17 protein-coding genes are annotated in these 18,441 nt (G+C 61.1%); 5 read left to right on the top strand and 12 right to left on the bottom strand.

Annotated elements, in window-relative coordinates; translation table 11 throughout:
• Nucleotides 1-11: 11 nt before the first annotated feature.
• The 10 genes from SJY21_RS07725 to SJY21_RS07680 all read right to left on the bottom strand — a co-directional run bounded on the left by SJY21_RS07725 (nt 12) and on the right by SJY21_RS07680 (nt 9,703).
• Complete coding sequence (locus SJY21_RS07725) at nt 12-917, bottom strand: ABC transporter permease (RefSeq protein WP_377508505.1); 906 nt, start codon at nt 915-917, stop codon at nt 12-14.
• On the bottom strand, nt 917-1,216 hold the full coding sequence (locus tag SJY21_RS07720) for a hypothetical protein (RefSeq protein ID WP_377508502.1): 300 nt from the start codon (nt 1,214-1,216) through the stop codon (nt 917-919). Before SJY21_RS07720 ends, SJY21_RS07725 begins: the two co-directional genes overlap by 1 nt.
• Nucleotides 1,213-2,313, bottom strand: coding sequence for an ABC transporter permease (locus SJY21_RS07715; protein WP_377508499.1), 1,101 nt, complete (start codon nt 2,311-2,313; stop codon nt 1,213-1,215). Before SJY21_RS07715 ends, SJY21_RS07720 begins: the two co-directional genes overlap by 4 nt.
• Nucleotides 2,300-3,823 carry an ABC transporter ATP-binding protein gene (locus tag SJY21_RS07710; RefSeq protein WP_377508496.1) on the bottom strand — a complete coding sequence of 508 codons (1,524 nt, stop codon included), beginning with the start codon at nt 3,821-3,823 and terminating at the stop codon, nt 2,300-2,302. Before SJY21_RS07710 ends, SJY21_RS07715 begins: the two co-directional genes overlap by 14 nt.
• The gene (gene xdhC / locus SJY21_RS07705) at nt 3,820-4,575 is read right to left on the bottom strand and encodes a xanthine dehydrogenase accessory protein XdhC (RefSeq protein ID WP_377508493.1); all 756 of its coding nucleotides are present in this window, start codon (nt 4,573-4,575) and stop codon (nt 3,820-3,822) included. Before xdhC ends, SJY21_RS07710 begins: the two co-directional genes overlap by 4 nt.
• Entirely contained in the window at nt 4,572-6,932 is a 2,361-nt protein-coding gene (gene xdhB / locus SJY21_RS07700) for a xanthine dehydrogenase molybdopterin binding subunit (protein WP_377508490.1), read from the bottom strand. Before xdhB ends, xdhC begins: the two co-directional genes overlap by 4 nt.
• Nucleotides 6,929-8,284, bottom strand: a complete 1,356-nt coding sequence (xdhA, locus tag SJY21_RS07695) for a xanthine dehydrogenase small subunit (RefSeq protein WP_377508487.1) — start codon at nt 8,282-8,284, stop codon at nt 6,929-6,931. Before xdhA ends, xdhB begins: the two co-directional genes overlap by 4 nt.
• A 142-nt stretch (nt 8,285-8,426) precedes the next feature.
• On the bottom strand, nt 8,427-8,918 hold the full coding sequence (locus SJY21_RS07690) for an SRPBCC domain-containing protein (protein WP_377508484.1): 492 nt from the start codon (nt 8,916-8,918) through the stop codon (nt 8,427-8,429).
• A 3-nt stretch (nt 8,919-8,921) separates the two neighbouring features.
• Nucleotides 8,922-9,377, bottom strand: coding sequence for an SRPBCC domain-containing protein (locus tag SJY21_RS07685; RefSeq protein WP_377508481.1), 456 nt, complete (start codon nt 9,375-9,377; stop codon nt 8,922-8,924).
• Nucleotides 9,374-9,703: an ArsR/SmtB family transcription factor gene (locus SJY21_RS07680; protein ID WP_377508478.1), complete on the bottom strand. Its 330-nt coding sequence runs from the start codon at nt 9,701-9,703 to the stop codon at nt 9,374-9,376. Before SJY21_RS07680 ends, SJY21_RS07685 begins: the two co-directional genes overlap by 4 nt.
• A 102-nt stretch (nt 9,704-9,805) precedes the next feature.
• Between SJY21_RS07680 and dnaE the strand changes: the two genes are divergently transcribed.
• Both dnaE and SJY21_RS07670 read left to right on the top strand, forming a co-directional pair.
• A complete protein-coding gene (dnaE, locus tag SJY21_RS07675; RefSeq protein ID WP_377508476.1) occupies nt 9,806-13,309 on the top strand; it encodes a DNA polymerase III subunit alpha in 3,504 nt (1,167 codons plus the stop codon).
• Nucleotides 13,310-13,393: 84 nt separating this feature from the next.
• On the top strand, nt 13,394-14,302 hold the full coding sequence (locus SJY21_RS07670; protein WP_377508473.1) for a hypothetical protein: 909 nt from the start codon (nt 13,394-13,396) through the stop codon (nt 14,300-14,302).
• Between the two features lie 6 nt (nt 14,303-14,308).
• Here the strand turns inward: SJY21_RS07670 and SJY21_RS07665 are convergent, their stop codons facing one another.
• Nucleotides 14,309-14,512 carry a SlyX family protein gene (locus tag SJY21_RS07665; RefSeq protein WP_377508470.1) on the bottom strand — a complete coding sequence of 68 codons (204 nt, stop codon included), beginning with the start codon at nt 14,510-14,512 and terminating at the stop codon, nt 14,309-14,311.
• 111 nt (nt 14,513-14,623) lie between these two features.
• Between SJY21_RS07665 and hisS the strand changes: the two genes are divergently transcribed.
• Genes hisS through hisG form a run of 3 tightly spaced genes read left to right on the top strand, consistent with a single transcriptional unit; the run spans nt 14,624 to nt 17,873 of the window.
• The gene (gene hisS / locus SJY21_RS07660) at nt 14,624-16,096 is read left to right on the top strand and encodes a histidine--tRNA ligase (RefSeq protein WP_377508468.1); all 1,473 of its coding nucleotides are present in this window, start codon (nt 14,624-14,626) and stop codon (nt 16,094-16,096) included.
• A 47-nt stretch (nt 16,097-16,143) separates the two neighbouring features.
• The gene (locus tag SJY21_RS07655) at nt 16,144-17,184 is read left to right on the top strand and encodes an ATP phosphoribosyltransferase regulatory subunit (RefSeq protein WP_377513190.1); all 1,041 of its coding nucleotides are present in this window, start codon (nt 16,144-16,146) and stop codon (nt 17,182-17,184) included.
• Nucleotides 17,181-17,873 (top strand): ATP phosphoribosyltransferase, encoded by a 693-nt coding sequence (gene hisG / locus SJY21_RS07650; RefSeq protein WP_377508465.1) that lies wholly within the window; start codon nt 17,181-17,183, stop codon nt 17,871-17,873. The genes SJY21_RS07655 and hisG overlap by 4 nt, the downstream gene beginning before the upstream one ends.
• Here hisG and SJY21_RS07645 read toward each other — a convergent pair.
• A complete protein-coding gene (locus SJY21_RS07645) occupies nt 17,870-18,283 on the bottom strand; it encodes a DUF1489 family protein (protein ID WP_377508462.1) in 414 nt (137 codons plus the stop codon). The two genes, hisG and SJY21_RS07645, sit on opposite strands and share 4 nt — an antisense overlap.
• Nucleotides 18,284-18,441 lie beyond the last annotated feature (158 nt).

The raw sequence follows: 18,441 nt of genomic DNA, 5'->3' as shown, positions 1-18,441 counted from the left end.
GGCCCCGCGCACTAGCGCGACGCATGGAAAGTCTTGCCCAATGATCCCGGCCCACGGCTGCCCGCAAGCAGCACCAGAACAAGGATCGTGGCAATATAAGGTGACATGGAAAGGTATTCCACGGGGATGGCAAGCCCCGTTGCCTGCAAGTTCAACTGCAAGGCGGTGACGCCGCCAAAAAGATAGGCCCCGATCACCAACCGGCCGGGTTTCCACCCGGCAAAGACAACAATCGCCAGCGCGATCCAGCCCGCACCGGCGGTGATTCCATCGGTCCACTGGGGCACCCGCACAAGGCTGATATAGGCACCGCCAAGGCCTGCACAGGCCCCGCCAAACAGGATCGCGCCAAAGCGGATCAGGCGGACATTGTAGCCAAGCGCATGCGCGGCTTCGTGGTTTTCACCCACAGCCCGCAGGATCATGCCGCCACGTGTGTAACGCAGGAAAGCGCCAACAGCGATCACCAGCGCAATCGAGGCGTAAACCACCAGATCGTGCTTGAACAGGATATGCCCCAGCGCGGGGATGTCGGACAGCAGCGGGATTGCCAGCTTTGGCACCAGCACTTCGGTGTCAGTGCTATAGCCTTGTCCGACCATCGCCGCGAGGCCGACACCGAACAGTGTCAAGGCAAGGCCGGTGGCGACCTGATTGGTCAGCAGCACAAGCGTGAGAACACCGAATATCGCGGCAACACAGGCACCACCCACCGCGGCCCCCGCAAAGCCCGCGAAAGCGGAAGAAGTTTCATGCCCCGCGATATAGCCACAGACCGCGCCGGTGATCATCATCCCCTCGACACCAAGGTTCAGCACGCCTGCGCGTTCCACGACCAGTTCACCAATTGCGGCTAGCAAGATCGGCGTTGAGGCAACGATCACCGCCGCCAATAGAAAGATCGGGTTGATATCCATCAGGCAACGCCCCCGTGCAAAATGTGAATGATTGCGGCAGCGCAAGCGGCACTGGCCAGCATGATGCCAAAGTGTTGCGCGCTTGGGCGATGCAGTTTGACACGGGGAAACCAGCGGGTTGCAAACCGCAGCCCCAACAGGGCGGCAACAACGACCGCAAGATGCGCGCCAACAAACGTGACGAGCGCCCATCCGGCCATGCCGCCAGTTTCACCCATGATCAGGCCATGCGCCATCCATAGCATCATCGGTCCCATGACCAGACCCATCGCGATTGGCATAAGATGTTGTTTCCTCATGCCACGGCCCCCCGCGTCAGGCGCACGCGATAATTGGTCAGCACATCCACTGACAGCAGCGAAAACAGCAGCATTCCCTGAAACACCTGGATTGAGGCCGAGGGGAGCTGCAGCGGTTGCAAGGCCGCGTCGCCTCCGATGTATGTCAGCGCCATCAGCAAGCCCGCGAGCATGATCCCGATCGGGTGCAACCGGCCCAGGAACGCAACGATGATTGCCGTGAAGCCGTAGAATGCCGGGAAGGACCCAAGGATCTGGCCCGAAGGCCCCGCGACTTCGAACATGCCCGCGACACCCGCCAAGCCGCCCGACAATACCATGCACAGGATCACCAGCCGGTGCGGGTTCACGCCGGAAAAGGATGCCGCGCGCGGGCTTTGCCCTGCCAGTCGCACGTTGAACCCGAACCGATGCCGTGTGAGGAAAACATAAGCGACGATCACTGCAAACAGCGCCGTGATCACACCCCAATGGATGCCGGACCCGAACGATCCAAGGTTGGGAAACAAGTCGGCATTATGTGCCGCCGGATATTCCTTGAGGTTCCGGCTGCCAGGAAAGCCCATGCCATCAGGGTTGCGCATCAACCCGACTGAGAAGGCATTGATCAACACCTCGGCCACATAAACCAGCATTAGCGACACGAGGATTTCGTTGGTCTTGAAATAGACGCGCAGCAAGGCCGGGATCATCGCCCACGCCGCCCCGCCTGCGATCCCTGCCAGAATCATCAGCGGAAAGATCAGCCAGCGTGCCTCCATAGGGTAAAACGCTAGCGCAACACCGGCGGCGCATATCGCGCCGATGATGTATTGTCCTTCGGCCCCGATGTTCCAGATACCAGCCTGAAAGCCGAACGAAAGGCCAATCGCGATAAGGATCAAAGGCGCGGCCTTGATCAGCAGTTCCGGCAGGTAAAACGCCGCAAAGTCACCAAAAATGGGGTCCCAAAAGATCATCCGCGTAGCCGCGAGCGGGTCTTTTCCCAACAGCCAGAACAACACGCCGCCCAGCAAAATGGTGATGACCACTGCCAATAGGGGCGCGGCATAGGTCCAGACCTTTGACGGTTGGGGTCGTTTTTCAAGCCTCAACATGGGCCACCTCCATGTCATGTGCACCGCCCAGCATCAGGCCGATTTCTTCGACCGTGAGGCCCTGCGCGGGGCGCGGTTCAGACAAGGCCCCTCCGTTCAATGCTGCAAAGCGGTCGGATACTTCCATCAGTTCGTCCAGGTCTTGCGAAATGCAGATCACGGACGATCCTTTGGACGCCAGATCAAGTAGCGCTTGGCGGATAGAGGCGGCCGCGGCCGCATCAACGCCCCATGTGGGCTGGTTCACGATCAGCACCTCGGGGTCTTGCAATATTTCGCGTCCGATGACGAACTTCTGCAGGTTTCCGCCCGACAGGGAACGCGCGGCATTTTCCGGCCCCGGCGTGCGCACATCAAAAACCTGAATGACCTTTTCAGCAAAGGCGCGTGTCTTGCTACGCTGCAAAAAACCATTCTTTGATAGGCCCATCCGGGTATCACCTGTCAAAAAGCCATTCTCGATCAGGGTCATGTCTGGGGCAGCCGCGTGGCCCATGCGTTCTTCGGGAGCAGCGAGCAGGCCAAGGGCGCGGCGCGCGTTGGGACGCATCTGGCTGATGTCCTGACCGTGAAAGCTGACCATGCCCGCTGGCGTCGGCATTTCGCCAGACAGGGCCAGCAGCAATTCGTCCTGCCCGTTCCCGGCGACACCGCCGATGCCTAAAACCTCGCCGCGTCGCACGTCAAGATTGATATTGCGCAGGGAGGTGCCAAATTCGGTGGGGGCGCGAGCACTGAGACCCTTGAGCGACAACACAACATCACCCGCCTGCGCCGCGGCGCGTTCGGGCACATGCAGCGTTCCTCCAACCATCAATTCGGCCATGTCGCGGGCCAGCGTTTCGGCAGGAACACAGGTGCCCACGACCTCGCCCAGTCGCAAGATCGTGGCGTGATCGCACAGCGTGCGAATTTCCTCGAGCTTGTGCGAGATGTAAAGGATCGCCGTGCCCTCGGCGCGTAGTTTATTCAACGTTTCGAACAGGATATCGACCTCTTGCGGGGTCAGCACGCTGGTGGGCTCGTCCATGATCAACAGCTTGGGGTCTTGCAACAGGCAGCGAATGATCTCGACCCGTTGGCGTTCACCGGCACTCAGATCACCAACAATCCGCGAAGGATCAAGGGGCAGGCCATAAAGTTCGGAGACCTCGGTGATCTTGGCGGCCAGATCGCGTTGCGAGGGGGGCTTTTCCATGCCCAGCGCGATGTTTTCCGCCACGTTCAAGGCGTCGAACAGCGAAAAGTGTTGAAATACCATCGCAACGCCGGACTGTCGCGCGGCGCGTGGGTCAGACGGGCTGTAGGGCCGGTCTTCAAGGGTCATCGTGCCGCTGTCTGGGTGCACCAATCCGTAGATCGTTTTCACAAGGGTCGACTTGCCCGCGCCGTTTTCGCCCAGCAGGGCGTGCACCTCGCCTTTGCGAATGTCAAAGGTGACATCCTTGTTGGCAACAACGCCCGGATAGGCCTTTGTCAGCCCGTTGAGTTGTAACAATAAATCGCTCATCCCACCGTTTCCCCCTGCTGGACGGACTGGTCCGCCTGTTTCAATAACGCCGCTGCAACTCCGACAGCAATCGCCGTCGGGTGTTTTCCCAGTTCCGGCTGCCCGATCGGGCAAGCGATGCGCGAAATTTGTGCGTTTGTGTGGCCCAGACTGGCGAGGCGGGATCGAAACCGCGCCCATTTTGTTGCCGATCCGATCAGCCCCGCACTGGCAAAGCCGCGCGTCAGCAAGGTGTGGCACAGGGCCAGATCGACCTCGTGACTGTAGGTGACGATCAGATGGGTCGCGTTGGCGGGCGCATGGTTGGCAAGGCGCGGCATGTCCGCCGCTGGAACGCTTGTCACACCCTGCGGAATATCGTCGGGAAAGCGCGCGCTGTCCGTGTCGACCCATGTGATCGCGTAGTCGGGCAGGGGTGCCATCACATTTACAATCGCGCGGCCCACATGGCCTGCGCCCCAAATCCACAGCGGTGCCGCGGCGGGCGCGGCCTGGGCACCGTTCAACGCCCAGTCAAGCGTGACAGACCCGCCGCAGCATTGCCCCAGATCGGGGCCAAGCGGCACGGTGCGCGACTGGGTCGCGCGCCCTTCGCGCAGCATCTGCCGCGCTTCAAGGGTTGCCTCCCATTCCAGCGCGCCGCCGCCGATTGTGCCATCCTGACGATCGGCCCAGACAATCATCGACGTTCCCGCATCACGCGGGGCCGATCCGGCGGTGCGGGTCACGGTGATGCGGATAAAATCGCTCATCCGCGCGCCCGTGCGATTGCGGCCAATATCTGTTGGGCAGTGGCGGGGGCATGCAGGTCGGGATAGGCAGGCCCGCAGGCCGCCACCGCGTCCGACAGGGCCAGAAACGCGGATATGCCCAACATGAACGGGGGTTCGCCAACGGCCTTGGAGCGGTAGATCGTATCGGCCGGATTCGCGCCGTCCCATAGGGCTACGTTGAACACATCGGGGCGGTCCGAACAGGCGGGAATCTTGTAGGTGGATGGCGCATGCGTGCGCAGCCGCCCCGTATCATCCCAGACCAGTTCTTCGGTCGTCAGCCAACCGGCCCCCTGCACATAGCCCCCCTCGATCTGGCCGATATCCAGTTCAGGGTTCAGCGAGGCACCGGCATCATGCAGGATATCCGTGCGCAGAATGCGGTTTTCGCCCGTTAAGGTGTCGATCACCACTTCGGTCAGCGCCGCGCCATAAGCAAAGTAAAAGAACGGGCGCCCCTTGCCTGCGATCCGGTCCCAGGCCACGTCGGGGGTTTTGTAGAACCCTGTCGCGCTCAGGCTGACACGGTTGACGTATGCGGCCTGCGCGGCCTCGGCAAAGGTCATCTGAACCGCGCCTGCCAGCACCTGACCGTCCTTGAACAGCACGTCCTCGGGGGTGACATCGTGCAGTTCGGCCAGACAGGCCGCGATCCTGTCGCGGATGGTGTCGCAGGCGGCTTTCACGGCCATGCCATTCAGGTCTGACCCCGAACTTGCCGCTGTGGCGGATGTATTGGGCACCTTGGCCGTATCGGTCGCGGTGATCTTGATCGCGGCCATGTCCACACCGAACCGGCTGGCAGCGACCTGTGCGACCTTCTGAAACAAGCCCTGTCCCATTTCCGTGCCGCCGTGGTTCAAATGGATCGACCCGTCCTGATACACGTGCACCAGCGCGCCCGCCTGATTGAGGTGGGTGAGCGTAAACGAAATTCCGAATTTCACGGGGGTATAGGCCAGTCCCTTTTTCAGGATCGGATTGTCGGCGTTCCATGTGTCAACGGCCGTGCGCCGCGCACCATAGTCGGCCCCATCCAGCAAGGCATCGGTCATTTCGTGCAGGATGAAATCGCTGACCTCCATGTCATAGGGGGTCGTGTTGTCGCGCGCGGCCGCTTTCGGGGAATAGGTGCCGCCAAAGGGTTTGCCGCCACCCTTGCGTTCCGTGGTGCCGGTGTCCGTGCTGTCCGTCATCGCAGCATAAAAGTTGATGCGCCGCACGTCGGCCGGATCCTTGCCCAATGCATGTGCCACATGATCCATGACACGCTCGATCCCCAGCATTCCCTGCGGGCCACCAAAACCGCGATAGGCTGTGGCGCTTTGGGTGTTGGTCTTTAACCGGTGCGAGGTGATGCGCGCGGCAGGCAGCAGATAGGCGTTGTCGGCGTGCAGCATCGCACGATCAGCCACCGGTAGGGACAAGTCCATCGCCCAGCCGCAACGGGTGTATTGCGTGAAATCCACGCCGGTCAGCCGACCATCGCCATCATAGCCCACATCGTAATCAATGCGGAAATCATGGCGCTTGCCGGTGATCATCATGTCGTCGTCGCGGTCATAGCGCATCTTGCAGGGCTTGCCTGTCAGGCGCGCAGCCAAGGCGCAGGCCACGGCCAGCGCGTTCCCCTGGCTTTCCTTGCCGCCGAAACCACCACCCATGCGGCGGGTTTCGACGCGCACGGCGTGCATCGGTTTGCCAATGGCTTCGGCCACCTTGTGCTGGATTTCGGTCGGGTGCTGGGTGCTGGAATGGACCAGCATGTCGCCGCCCTCTTGCGGCAGGGACATGGCCGCTTGCCCTTCCAGGTAGAAGTGTTCCTGCCCGCCCATTTCAAGACGCCCTTGCAGGCGGTTGGGGGCCGATGCCAGTGCGGCGTCGACGTCGTCTTTGGTGTAGATGCGCGGGCCGTCCTCGAAGCGTGTGTTTGCTGCCAATGCCGCCTCGATCGTCAGGATCGGAGTGCCATCGTCAATGTCGATCTTGCCCAGTTGCGCCGCATGGCGTGCGGCAAGGTGTGATGTCGCAATGACCAGAAACAAGGGCTGGCCGATGTAATGCACTGTCCCGTCCGCCAGCAGCGGTTCGTCATGGGCGCTGGGCGATACATCGTTGTCAAAGGGCAGATCATCTGCTGTCAGCACGGCAACGACACCCGCGGCGGCGCGCACTGCCGACAGGTCCATCGCCGTGATCGTTCCGCAGGCCGCGTCCGATGTGCCAAAGGCCAGATGCAGCGTCCCTGCAGGTGCGGGAATATCATCCACATAGCGCGCTGTGCCGGTCACATGCAGCAGGGCTGCGTCATGGGGGAGAGGCTTTGCAACGCTCATGCGGATACCCCCAGCACGCTTGTTTCGCTGCCGCTGAGATCGTGGAAATAACGCAGCAGCAGGTTTTGTGCGGTGGTCAGGCGATAGTCGGCACTGGCGCGCATATCGGACAGGGGGGTGAAATCCACTTCCATCTTCGCCATGGCCGCCAGCACGGTTTCGTCGCGCCACGCCTTGCCGATCAGCGCATTTTCAACAGCCGCGGCCCGTTTCGGGATACCCGCCATGCCACCAAAGGCGATGCGGGCATCTGCGACCTTGCCATCAGAAACGGTCACGATGAAACAGCCGCAGATCGCGGAAATATCCTGATCAAAGCGTTTGGAAATCTTGTAGCAGCGCAGGGCGGGAGCGCTGGCGGGGATCGTCACACCGGTGACGAATTCGCCGCGTTGGCGGTCTTGTTTGCCATAGTCGACAAAGAAATCCGCAATGGGCAGATCACGGGTCTGATCACCGCAGCGCAGGTGCAGGGTTGCATCCAAAGCAATCAGCGCAGGCGGGTTATCCCCGATGGGTGATCCGTTGGCGATGTTACCGCCGATGGTCGCGGCATTGCGCACCTGCTGGCTGCCATAGCGGCGGATCATTTCGGCGTAGCTGGGGTGCGTGTCGCGCAGCGCGGACAGAACATCGGTCATCGTGGTCATCGCACCAATGCGGATCGTATCGCCATCGCGGGTAATCCCGCGCAGATCGGCGCAGCGGTTCAGAAAGGCAACATCGCCCAGATCGCGGAATTGTTTCGTGACCCACAGGCCCACATCCGTAGCCCCTGCCACCAGCGTGCCATCGGGGTGTTCCCAATACCACGCGGCCAGTTCATCGGCGGTTTCGGGGGCAAAAGGGGCGGGGTCGGCCTTGGGGGCGGTATCCTTCATCCAGATCGGCACGGGCGCACTTTCGGCCGCTTTGGCGGCGCGGATGATCGGGGCGTAACCGGTGCAGCGGCACAGGTTTCCAGCCAGCATATTGTCATGATCCGTTTGCCCGTTGGCATGGCCCACTGCCATCGACACGACGAAACCGGGTGTGCAGAACCCGCATTGGCTGCCGTGGTTATTCACCATGGCATCCTGCACGGGGTGCAGTGCGCCGTCGGGGCCGCTGATCCCTTCGATAGTGCGCACGGCCTTGCCGTGCAACTGGGGCATGAACAGGATGCAGGCATTCAGCGCCTTGGCGCCGTCGCCATCGGAGACCATCACGGTGCAGGCCCCGCAATCGCCCTCGTTACAGCCTTCCTTTGTGCCGGTGAGGCCGCGGTTTTCACGCAACCAGTCTAACAAAGTCCGCGTTGGATCGGTTTCAACGCGCACAGTCTCTCCGTTGAGAAGAAACGTGGTCTTCATCTGAATTCCAGCCGCGGTACCGAATTTGTTATTGTTGGGACTGTTGCGTCATCGATGCGGCGTAGAGAACGCGCCCCCTGTTGGTCTTGTTAGCAAAGCGGCTGGGGAACATTCTGGCAAGCTTTTTTATTTCAGGGGGACTTTAAGGAGAATCTTGATAATGCTCGGCCAGCTCGGCAAGCTGCCCCGCCGTTGTGCCCCAGCCATCGTAAAAGCCCATTTTTTCGTGTGCCACAACGGCTTGGGGTGTCGCATGCAGGGCCGTTGCGGTGTAGAAACAACCGCCATCGCGGGCCTCAAGGCGCATGTCGGCCGTCATGTAGAAATCGTCGGGATTGGTATGGGGCGGGTTTGGCGCAAAGCCGGGGCCAAGCGCCGCTGTCCACACCATCCGGGTGGGCGATTCGGCCAGCAAGACGCAACCGGACGGCCCGCGCATCTCGCCGTATTCGGGCACTTTCATGACGATGTGAAAGATACCGCCGGGGGTCGGGTCAACCTCGACTTCGGTGATTTCGACGGGTTTCGGGGCGAACCATTGCACGAGCAATTCCGGTTCAGTCAGACAGCGCCAAACGGTTTGCGGGCTGGCGTTGATCTGGCGGGTGATCGTGAGGGTCAGATCTTCGGTCATTCGTTATCCTTCTTTTTGGGCAAGGCGAACAAGGTTGTCGACGCCGCCGGTCCACCCGTCCTTGAATTCGGCGATCATTTCCGGCCCAACGAAGGATGATACGGCGACCGTGATGCTGACGCGCGATCCGGCTTCGCGCGCATCAATCCGGTAGGTCACAAGACTTGCGCCCAGCGTTGCGCCGCCTGCCTCGATCACTTCGGTAAAGACCGCGTCTTGGGGTTCGGCAAGGTGATACCAGCGGGTCGCAACCTCGAAATCAGGTGCTTCGGCGGGGCCGCAGCGGTGTTTGTCGGTGCCGCCAATACGCAGGTCGGACGACAGCATTTCAAGAACAGTATCTTCGCCGGGTGCGCCCCAGATTTCACGCATCTTCGGGTCGGTCATCAGCCCCCACATGCGGGCAGGCGGCAGCGGAAAATCACGCTCGAATGTAAAGGTGTCGGTATCCGTTGTCATTGTGTGTTCCTTTCAATGTCTTCGGCCAGGGCCGAAAGCCTGTCCAGCCGTTGTTCCCAAACGCGGCGTTGCCATTCCAGCCAGCCTTGCACTTCGATCAGGGGGGCGGCTTCGATGTGGCAGGTGCGCACGCGCCCCTTCTTGATGGATCGCACAAGACCGCAATCTTCCAGCACACGCAGGTGGCGCATGAAGGTGGGCAGGGCGATGTCGTGCGGCGCGGCAAGGTCGCTGACGCTGGCCGGGCCAGCCACCAGCCGTTCAACGACCGCACGGCGGGTCGGATCGGAAAGGGCGGCAAAGCATGTGTCGATCTGTGTTGTCATGGGCGCAGGATTGCGGCTGTCGCGGCTTCTGTCAAGACACTTAGTCAAATAGCTAAGTATTACACGCTTCACCCTGCGCGCCCACGTCCATATGGTGGCACCATGACCGAAGCCCCCCGATTCATTCACCTGCGCACGCATACCGAATATTCCCTGTTGGAAGGGGCTGTTCCGGTCAAGAAAATCGCCGGTATGGCCGCTGCCGCCGATATGCCCGCCGTAGCCGTTACCGACACCAACAACATGTTCTGCGCGTTGGAGTTTTCGGAAACGGCGGCGCGCGAAGGGGTGCAGCCGATTATCGGCTGTCAGGTTGATCTGACCTATACCGAGGCCGATCCGGGCAAGCGCAACGAAGCGCCCGCGCCTGTCGTTTTGTTGGCGCAAAGCGAAGCGGGCTACATGAACCTGATGAAGCTGAACTCGGCAGCCTATATCGACAAGGGCGGGGAACTGCCGCAGGTCGCGCTGGATGATCTGGCGCGCCATGGTGAAGGTCTGATTTGCCTGACGGGCGGGCCGGACGGGCCTGTCGGGCGGTTGCTGCGCAACGGGCAGCGCCCTGCCGCCGAAGCCTTGATGACGCGCCTTCATGATATTTACGGTGACCGGCTTTATGTGGAATTGCAGCGCCATCCCGAAGATGGCGGGCTGCCCGAAGCGGAAAAGCTGTCGGAACAGGGCCATGTGGAAATGGCCTATGCCATGGATATTCCGCTGGTTGCCACCAACGATGTCTATTTCCCCAAGACCCAGATTTACGAGGCCCATGACGCGCTGCTGTGTATTGCCGACGGCGCCTATGTGGATCAGCAGGAACCGCGCCGCCGCTTGACGCCGCAGCATTATTTCAAATCCCAGCAGGAAATGGCGACCCTGTTCGCCGACCTGCCAGAAGCGCTGGAAAACACCGTTGAAATCGCGCGGCGCTGTGCGTTTCGCACATACACCCGCGATCCGATCCTGCCCAGGTTTGCCGATGACGAGGTCGAGGAATTGCGCCGTCAGGCCAACGCCGGTTTGCAGGCGCGTCTGGCCGTGATCCCCCACGCGGCGAGCGTCGAAGACTACCAGAAACGCCTTGATTTCGAGCTCGAGATTATCGAAGGCATGGGTTTTCCCGGCTACTTTCTGATTGTTGCCGATTTCATCAAGTGGTCCAAGGACAACGACATTCCGGTTGGCCCCGGTCGCGGGTCCGGTGCGGGGTCGCTTGTGGCCTATGCGCTGACGATCACCGATCTTGATCCGCTGCGCTACTCCTTGCTGTTCGAGAGGTTCCTGAACCCCGAACGTGTGTCGATGCCAGACTTCGACATCGACTTTTGCATGGATCGCCGCGAGGAGGTGATCCGCTATGTGCAAGACAAATACGGGCGCGACAAGGTGGGCCAGATCATCACCTTTGGTGCGCTATTGTCCAAGGCCGCCGTGCGCGATGTGGGCCGCGTTTTGCAGATGCCCTACGGGCAGGTGGACCGGCTGTCGAAAATGATCCCGGTGGAAGGCGTGAAGCCCGTCAGCATCGAAAAGGCACTGGCCGATGAACCGCGCCTGCGCGAAGAGGCCAAGAACGAAGAAGTGGTCGCGCGTCTGCTGGATTACGGTCAGCAGCTTGAGGGGTTGTTGCGCAATGCCTCGACCCACGCCGCCGGTGTGGTGATCGGGGATCGGCCGCTGGATGAACTGGTGCCGCTTTATCAGGATCCGCGCTCCGACATGCCCGCGACCCAGTTCAACATGAAATGGGTCGAACAGGCGGGGCTGGTCAAATTCGACTTTCTGGGCCTAAAAACCCTGACCGTCATTCAGAACGCCGTTGACCTGATCCTGAAATCGGGCCGCCCACTTCATGTGGCCGCCGATGGCACGCAGCTTTATGAACCGGCGGCAGGGACTGAAAACGATATCAACGCGATCCCGCTGGATGACGAGGCGAGTTACAAACTTTACGCCAGCGCCAAGACCGTGGCCGTGTTTCAGGTGGAATCCAGCGGCATGATGGACGCCCTGCGCCGCATGAAACCGGACTGCATCGAGGATATCATCGCGCTGGTTGCCCTCTATCGCCCCGGCCCGATGGAAAACATCCCGAAGTTCTGCGAGGTCAAGAACGGGCTGTCAAAGCGCGAGTTGCTGCACCCGACGATTGATCACATCCTCGACGAAACCCAAGGGATCATCGTCTATCAGGAACAGGTGATGCAGATCGCGCAGGAAATGGCGGGTTACAGCCTTGGCGGCGCTGACCTGCTGCGCCGCGCCATGGGTAAGAAAATTCAGGCGGCGATGGACGCCGAACGCCCGAAGTTCCTTGAAGGGTCGGCCAAGAACGGCGTCGACAAACCCAAGGCGACCGAGGTCTGGAACCTTCTGGACAAGTTCGCCAACTACGGCTTCAACAAATCCCACGCCGCCGCCTATGCGGTGGTCAGCTATCAAACCGCATGGCTCAAGGCGAACCATCCGGTCGAATTCATGGCTGGTGTGATGAACTGCGATATCCACCTGACCGACAAGCTGGCCGTTTATTTCCAAGAGGTCCGCAAAGGGCTGGCCCTGCCGTGGGTGCCGCCTTGTGTGAACCGCTCGAACGCCACGTTTGACGTGGTGGATGGCAAGCTGGTTTATGGCCTTGGCGCGCTGAAAAACGTTGGCGTCGATGCGATGCGCCTGATCGTCGAAGGGCGAGACGGGCGCGAATTCGCCACCCTGTTCGATCTGGCGCGCCGCGTTGATCTGAAACGTGTCGGCAAGCGCCCGATGGAGATGCTGGCCCGCGCCGGTGCGTTTGACATCCTTGATCCGAACCGTCGCCGCGTGTTTGACAGCCTTGATGCGCTGGTCGGCTACAGCGCCGCGATCCATGATCAGAAAAACTCCGATCAGGTATCGCTTTTCGGCGAGGCTGGCGATGATCTGCCCGAACCGCGCCTGTCCCCCGCCGAAGACTGGCTGCCCAACGATCGCCTGTCCGAAGAATACAAGGCCATCGGGTTTTATCTGTCCGGCCACCCGCTTGACGATTATCGCGCCGCCCTGAAACGGGCCAAGGCGGTCACATTCGAGGAACTGGCCGCCGAGGCCGAAGAACGCGGCGCAACCATCAAGAAGGTCGGCGCCAAGGTTGAAGGCCGGTCCGAACGCAAGAACGCGCGCGGCACCCGCTATGCCTTTGTGCAGTTTTCCGACCCCACCGGACCTTTCGAGGCGATCATGTTTTCCGACACGCTGGATGTTTCCCGTGACCATCTTGATGGTGGCGCGTTGGTCACAGCCCAGATCGAGGCGACGATGGAAGAAGGCCAGCTGAAACTGCTGTGCCGTGGTGTCGCGCCGATTGATGTCAGCGTGGCAGATGCGGGCGCCACGGGCCTGCGCGTGTTTCTGGATGACGCCGGTGCCATCGCATCTGTGGCAAATGTGCTGCAAGACGCGGTCAGCAACGGCGTGAAGGGCGGACGGGGGCCGATCACGTTCTGCGTGCTGGATCCGGCCGAACTGGGCGAAGTTGACGTGACCCTGACCGATGATTTCCCTGTGAACCCGCAAATCAAGGGCGCGCTGCGTTCGCTTGGTGGCGTTCTGGATGTGCAGGAATTGTGATCGGCGGGATGTCGCGCGAGGTCGCCATTGCATAGATATGCATGAAACGTCTAAACACGCCTCAGTTGGAATGGGACAATCGCGATGATCAAACAGGGCATTTTATTGGCAGCCTGTATGGGTTTGGTGGCCTGTGGTGATCCGCTACGCGACGTTGACCGCCTAAGTGATGTGGCCGTTGCAGATCGTACCGCCGCGTCAGTTTCCGAAAGCCCGGCCGATGCTGCACAGGCCGCGCGCTCTCCGGGTTTGTTCGGGCGATTGCTTGGACGCGCAGCGCCTGACGAAGACGCCGCCGTAACTGCTGCTTTGGAATCGGCGCAGGCAGCTTCTGCACCAGCAACCGAGGATGCGGGCATCGCGGGCGAACCGGTTGCCGATGATGATCCGGCCGCCGTGCCTGCTGGCGAAGCCGCCGCTGACCCGGCTGAACCACCCGCAAGGCGCGGGTTGTTCGGAGGGCTGTTCGGCGGTCGCCGCGCTGCCGCGGAACCCGCCACCCCCACCGGGCCTGACGCACAATCCGTCACCACGGGCGAAGCCGTCGGCTTTGGTGCCATTGCGCGCGCCTGCGACACGCCGACCCGCCGCCTTGGCACCGAAATTGCCCGCACATCGGGTTTCCGTCTTTATGACACTATCCCCAACAGCACCGCACCGCGCACCCATTACATCACCGGATTTGCGGACAACTGCCCACGTCAATTCACCGCTGCCGTTGCGATTTTCAGTGATGTGGGAACACATGAAGTTGTGCGATATCAGGATAGTAACGACCGGATCGCCTATTCGGACGTGGACAACGCCTACGAGGCGATCAAGGCGCGTGTTTGCCGTGTCGCCCATGGGCAACCTTGTGGATCACGGCTTGAACGGCTTGGGCGGGACACGCTTTTTGTGACCGTCTATGAACGCTTTGGTGGCAACACTACATGGTCGGATATTCTGATCTATGACGGTGAAGTTGTCGCGATGGACCGCAAGGAAGGTTAGCCGCCCCTACCAGTGCGGCGGGCGTTCGTCGGCCAATGGCACGGTCCCGCCTGAATCCACCTCGCGGGTGGCCACACGCTCCATCACCATATGCATCCGGCGGGTCAGCACGGCCAGTTCCTTTTCCTGCCGCGCGACGATTTCCGACAGGTCATCGACGGTGCGGGTCAGGTGTGCGATCTGTTCTTCAAGGCGGGTGATGTCAGTCATGGGATGGCGTTAGCACAGCGCGCCGCGGCGGGGCAATCGGCAAAGCTGCGTTGCCCTTGCCCGCTTGGCGCGCTAAAGCCTGCCTCAACATGTTGGAACCCCGAGGACTCTATGGCCAAGGACAAGAAGCAGCCCCGCCCCAAGGCAGTGACGCCCAAGGGCTTTCGCGACTATTTCGGCAGCGAAGTTGCCGCGCGTAACACGATGCTGGACAAGATCGCGGCTGTTTATCATCGCTACGGGTTCGATGTGCTGGAAACTTCGGCCGTTGAAACGGTCGAGGCTTTGGGCAAATTCCTACCCGATGTGGACCGCCCCAACGAAGGCGTGTTCGCTTGGGAAGAAGACAGCGACTGGCTGGCGCTGCGCTATGATCTGACGGCCCCCTTGGCGCGTGTGTTCGCGCAGCACCGCAATGATTTGCCCACGCCCTATCGCCGCTATGCGATGGGGCCTGTGTGGCGTAACGAAAAGCCCGGACCGGGGCGGTTTCGCCAGTTTTATCAGTGCGATGCGGATACGGTCGGGTCTGGCAACGTGGCGGCGGATGCCGAGATTTGCGCGATGCTGGCGGATACACTGGAAGCGGTCGGGATCGAGCGCGGCCACTATGTTGTGCGGGTGAACAACCGCAAGGTACTGAATGGTGTCTTGGAGGTCGCAGGCCTGGAGGGTGAAGATCAGCGCGCCAACGTCCTGCGGACTATCGACAAGCTCGACAAAGTGGGGCCATCGGGCGTCTTGTCTTTGCTGACCAATGGTCGCTTAGACGCGTCCGGTGCATTCATCGACGGTGTTGGTCTGTCAGAAGACCAGACGGCTCCAATAATGAAGTTTCTAACTGCTAAATCGCACACCAACGAGCATACCCTAGAGCTCTTGTTGCGTGCAGTCGGCGGGTCGCAGGTTGGCGCGGCGGGCGTCGATGAACTCGCCCAGATCGCTGACCTGCTGGCGGCGGGTGGCTACAGTGCTGACCGTATCGTCATCGACCCCTCGGTTGTGCGTGGTCTTGGCTACTACACCGGCCCCGTCTACGAGGCCGAACTCACGTTTGAAATCACCGATGAAAAGGGCCGTCCGCGCCAGTTTGGCTCGGTCGCCGGAGGTGGGCGTTATGACGATCTCGTCAAGCGGTTCACGGGGCAGGAAGTGCCTGCAACAGGTGTCAGCATCGGCGTTGATCGTTTGCTGGCTGCCCTCGCCGCCAAGGGCCGGATTGATGCGCAGCAGGCTGGCCCTGTTGTCGTCACCGTGATGGATCGCGACCGCATGGCCGACTATCAGGCGATGGTCGCGGAACTGCGCAACGCGGGTATCCGCGCCGAGGTGTATCTGGGTAATCCCAAAAATTTTGGCAACCAGATGAAATACGCCGACAACCGCAATTCCCCCATCGCCGTCATCGAAGGTGGTGATGAAAAGGAACGTGGCGTGGTGCAGTTGAAAGACCTGATCCTTGGGGCGCAGATCGCTGAAAACGCGACCCTAGAAGAATGGCAGGAACGCACGAACCAATACGAAGTCGCGCGTGGCGATCTGGTGGAAAAGGTGCGCGAGATCCTTGAAAGCCAAGCCAGGTGACGGAGGCTGCCACCAAATCTGCCGCACGGGCCGAGGCCGCGCGCCTGATGGCGCATTTCGCGGATGCGGGCGCTGTGCCGGTTGAAACGGCGCTGTTGCAGCCCGCCGAAACCCTGCTGGATTTGTATGGCGAAGACATTCGCGCGCGCGCCTATGTCACCGCCGATCCGTTGCGCGGCGAACAGATGCTGCGCCCCGATTTCACGGTGCCTGTCGTGCAGATGCATATGCAATCCATGGCCGAACCCGCGCGTTATTCTTATGCGGGCGAGGTGTTTCGCAAGCAGGAACTTGATGAGACGCGCCCCACGGAATACCTGCAAGCCGGGTTTGAGGTGTTCGCGACCGATGATGCCGCCGCCCGCGACGCCGAGGTTTTTTCCGTAATTGCCAGCGCGCTGGAGCCGCTGAACCTGCGCGCCGTGACGGGCGACATCGGTGTGCTGATGGCCGCCGTGCAGGGGCTGGCCACGACCGAGGCCCGCCGCGCCGCGCTGATGCGCCACCTGTGGCGGCCCGCACGGTTTCGCGCCTTGCTTGAGCGTTTTGGCGGGCGCAGCGAGACACCTGCCAGCCGGATCGCACTGCTTGCTGCGGATGATCCATTTGCTGACGCGGGTGTGGACGTGGGCTTGCGCAGCCGCGACGAAGTTGCCGCGCGGATCGAAACCCTGCGGATTGACGCGCAAACACCGCCCATCGCCGACGAACAGCGCGCCCTGATTGATGCGATCCTGTCGTTGCGCGAAACCGCGCCGCATGTGTTGATCGCCCTGCGCGATATTTCGGTTGATTTGCCCCATGTTGGCCCGGCGGTCGATCGTTTGTCTGCCCGACTGGATGCTTTGGCCGAACGCGGTGTCGATGTGGAAAACCTTGCTTTCGAGAGCAGCTACGGACGCACTTCGATGGAATACTATGACGGGTTCGTGTTCGGTTTTTACGCCGATGACCAACCCGATGTTCCGGTGGCCACGGGCGGGCGCTACGATGCGCTGACCCGCGTGTTGGGGCAGGGGCGCAGCGTGCCTGCCGTAGGTGGCGTGATCCGGCCCGAACTGGTCGTGCAACTGCGAGGTGGGGCATGACGATCAAACTTGGCGTGCCCTCGAAGGGGCGGTTGATGGACAAGACATTTGCGTGGTTCGGCGCGCGCGGCGTGCGCTTGCGCAAGGCGGGAACCGAGCGTGAATATGCCGGTGTCGTCGACGGGATAGACGGCGTGGAACTGGTTTTGCTTTCGGCGGGTGAAATCCCGCGCGAACTGGCCGCGGGGCGCATTCATCTGGGTGTGACCGGGTCCGACCTTGTGCGCGAAAAGCTGGCCAACTGGGACCAACGGGTGCGCGAACTTGCGGGCATGGGCTTTGGCGGGGCCGATCTGATCATCGCCGTGCCGCAAGCATGGGTCGATGTAGATACGCTTGATGATCTCGATGCGGCGGCGGCGGCCTTCCGGCGCAAACACGGGTTCCGAATGCGGATCGCCACGAAGTATCACCGCCTTGTGCGGGACTTTTTGCGCGAAAATGGTGTGGCTGATTATCAGCTTGTCGATAGCCAGGGCGCGACCGAGGGCACCGTCAAGAACGAAACGGCCGAGGCTGTGGCCGACATTACGTCGACCGGCGAAACCCTGCGCGCGAATTTCCTCAAGGTGCTGTCGGACGGGATGATTTATGCCAGTCAGGCAACCCTGTTCAAATCCCTGACGGCCGAGTGGAGCGATGCGGATCGCGCGACCTTGGTGCGCCTCAAAGAGATGCTGGACCTTTAGAAAACACCGATTTCCGCCAGCGCCGCTGACAGTTCGCTGGGCAGTGTTTCTTCGCCCTTGCGCGCCTTTGTCAAATCGCTTGGCGCATCTGCGTCTTGCAAATACCGCCAGCCCTGGAAAGGGCGTTTGATCGTCGGGGTGACGGGGATCAGTTCGGGGTGCAGCACGATGGCGCAACGGCGTATGCCGTCGCTACCGATCACTTCGTCAAAGCGCAGGATCTGTTGGCGGCACAGGATTTCGCCTTTCACGACCCAATAGATTGAACCTCCGCCCAGGATTTCGTCAGCCCGTTTGGGCCACATGCGGGTGATGTGGCGGGGGAGCCCGTCAGTCGTTTGCGCGCGTTTAGTCGCCTGCCACGCGGCAAGGTCGGCGATCCCTTCGGTGCCGACTGACAGTTTTTGCATATGTAGTTTGTTCTTCAATTGTTCCCCCTAGATGTGGTAGGGTAATGGTCTGCAAACGATTCTGCCACATCTGGCAACATAAGCCGCAATTACCGCCTTTCAAATTGACCGGACCCGCCGCGCGCCCTAAAACCTGACGTCTGCACCTGCCGCCAAAG

The organism is Octadecabacter sp. R77987 (genome assembly GCF_042466115.1).
Taxonomy (GTDB): domain Bacteria; phylum Pseudomonadota; class Alphaproteobacteria; order Rhodobacterales; family Rhodobacteraceae; genus SW4.
Note: the sequence above shows the minus strand (reverse complement) of the source record. Positions and strands in the feature narration are given on the sequence as shown.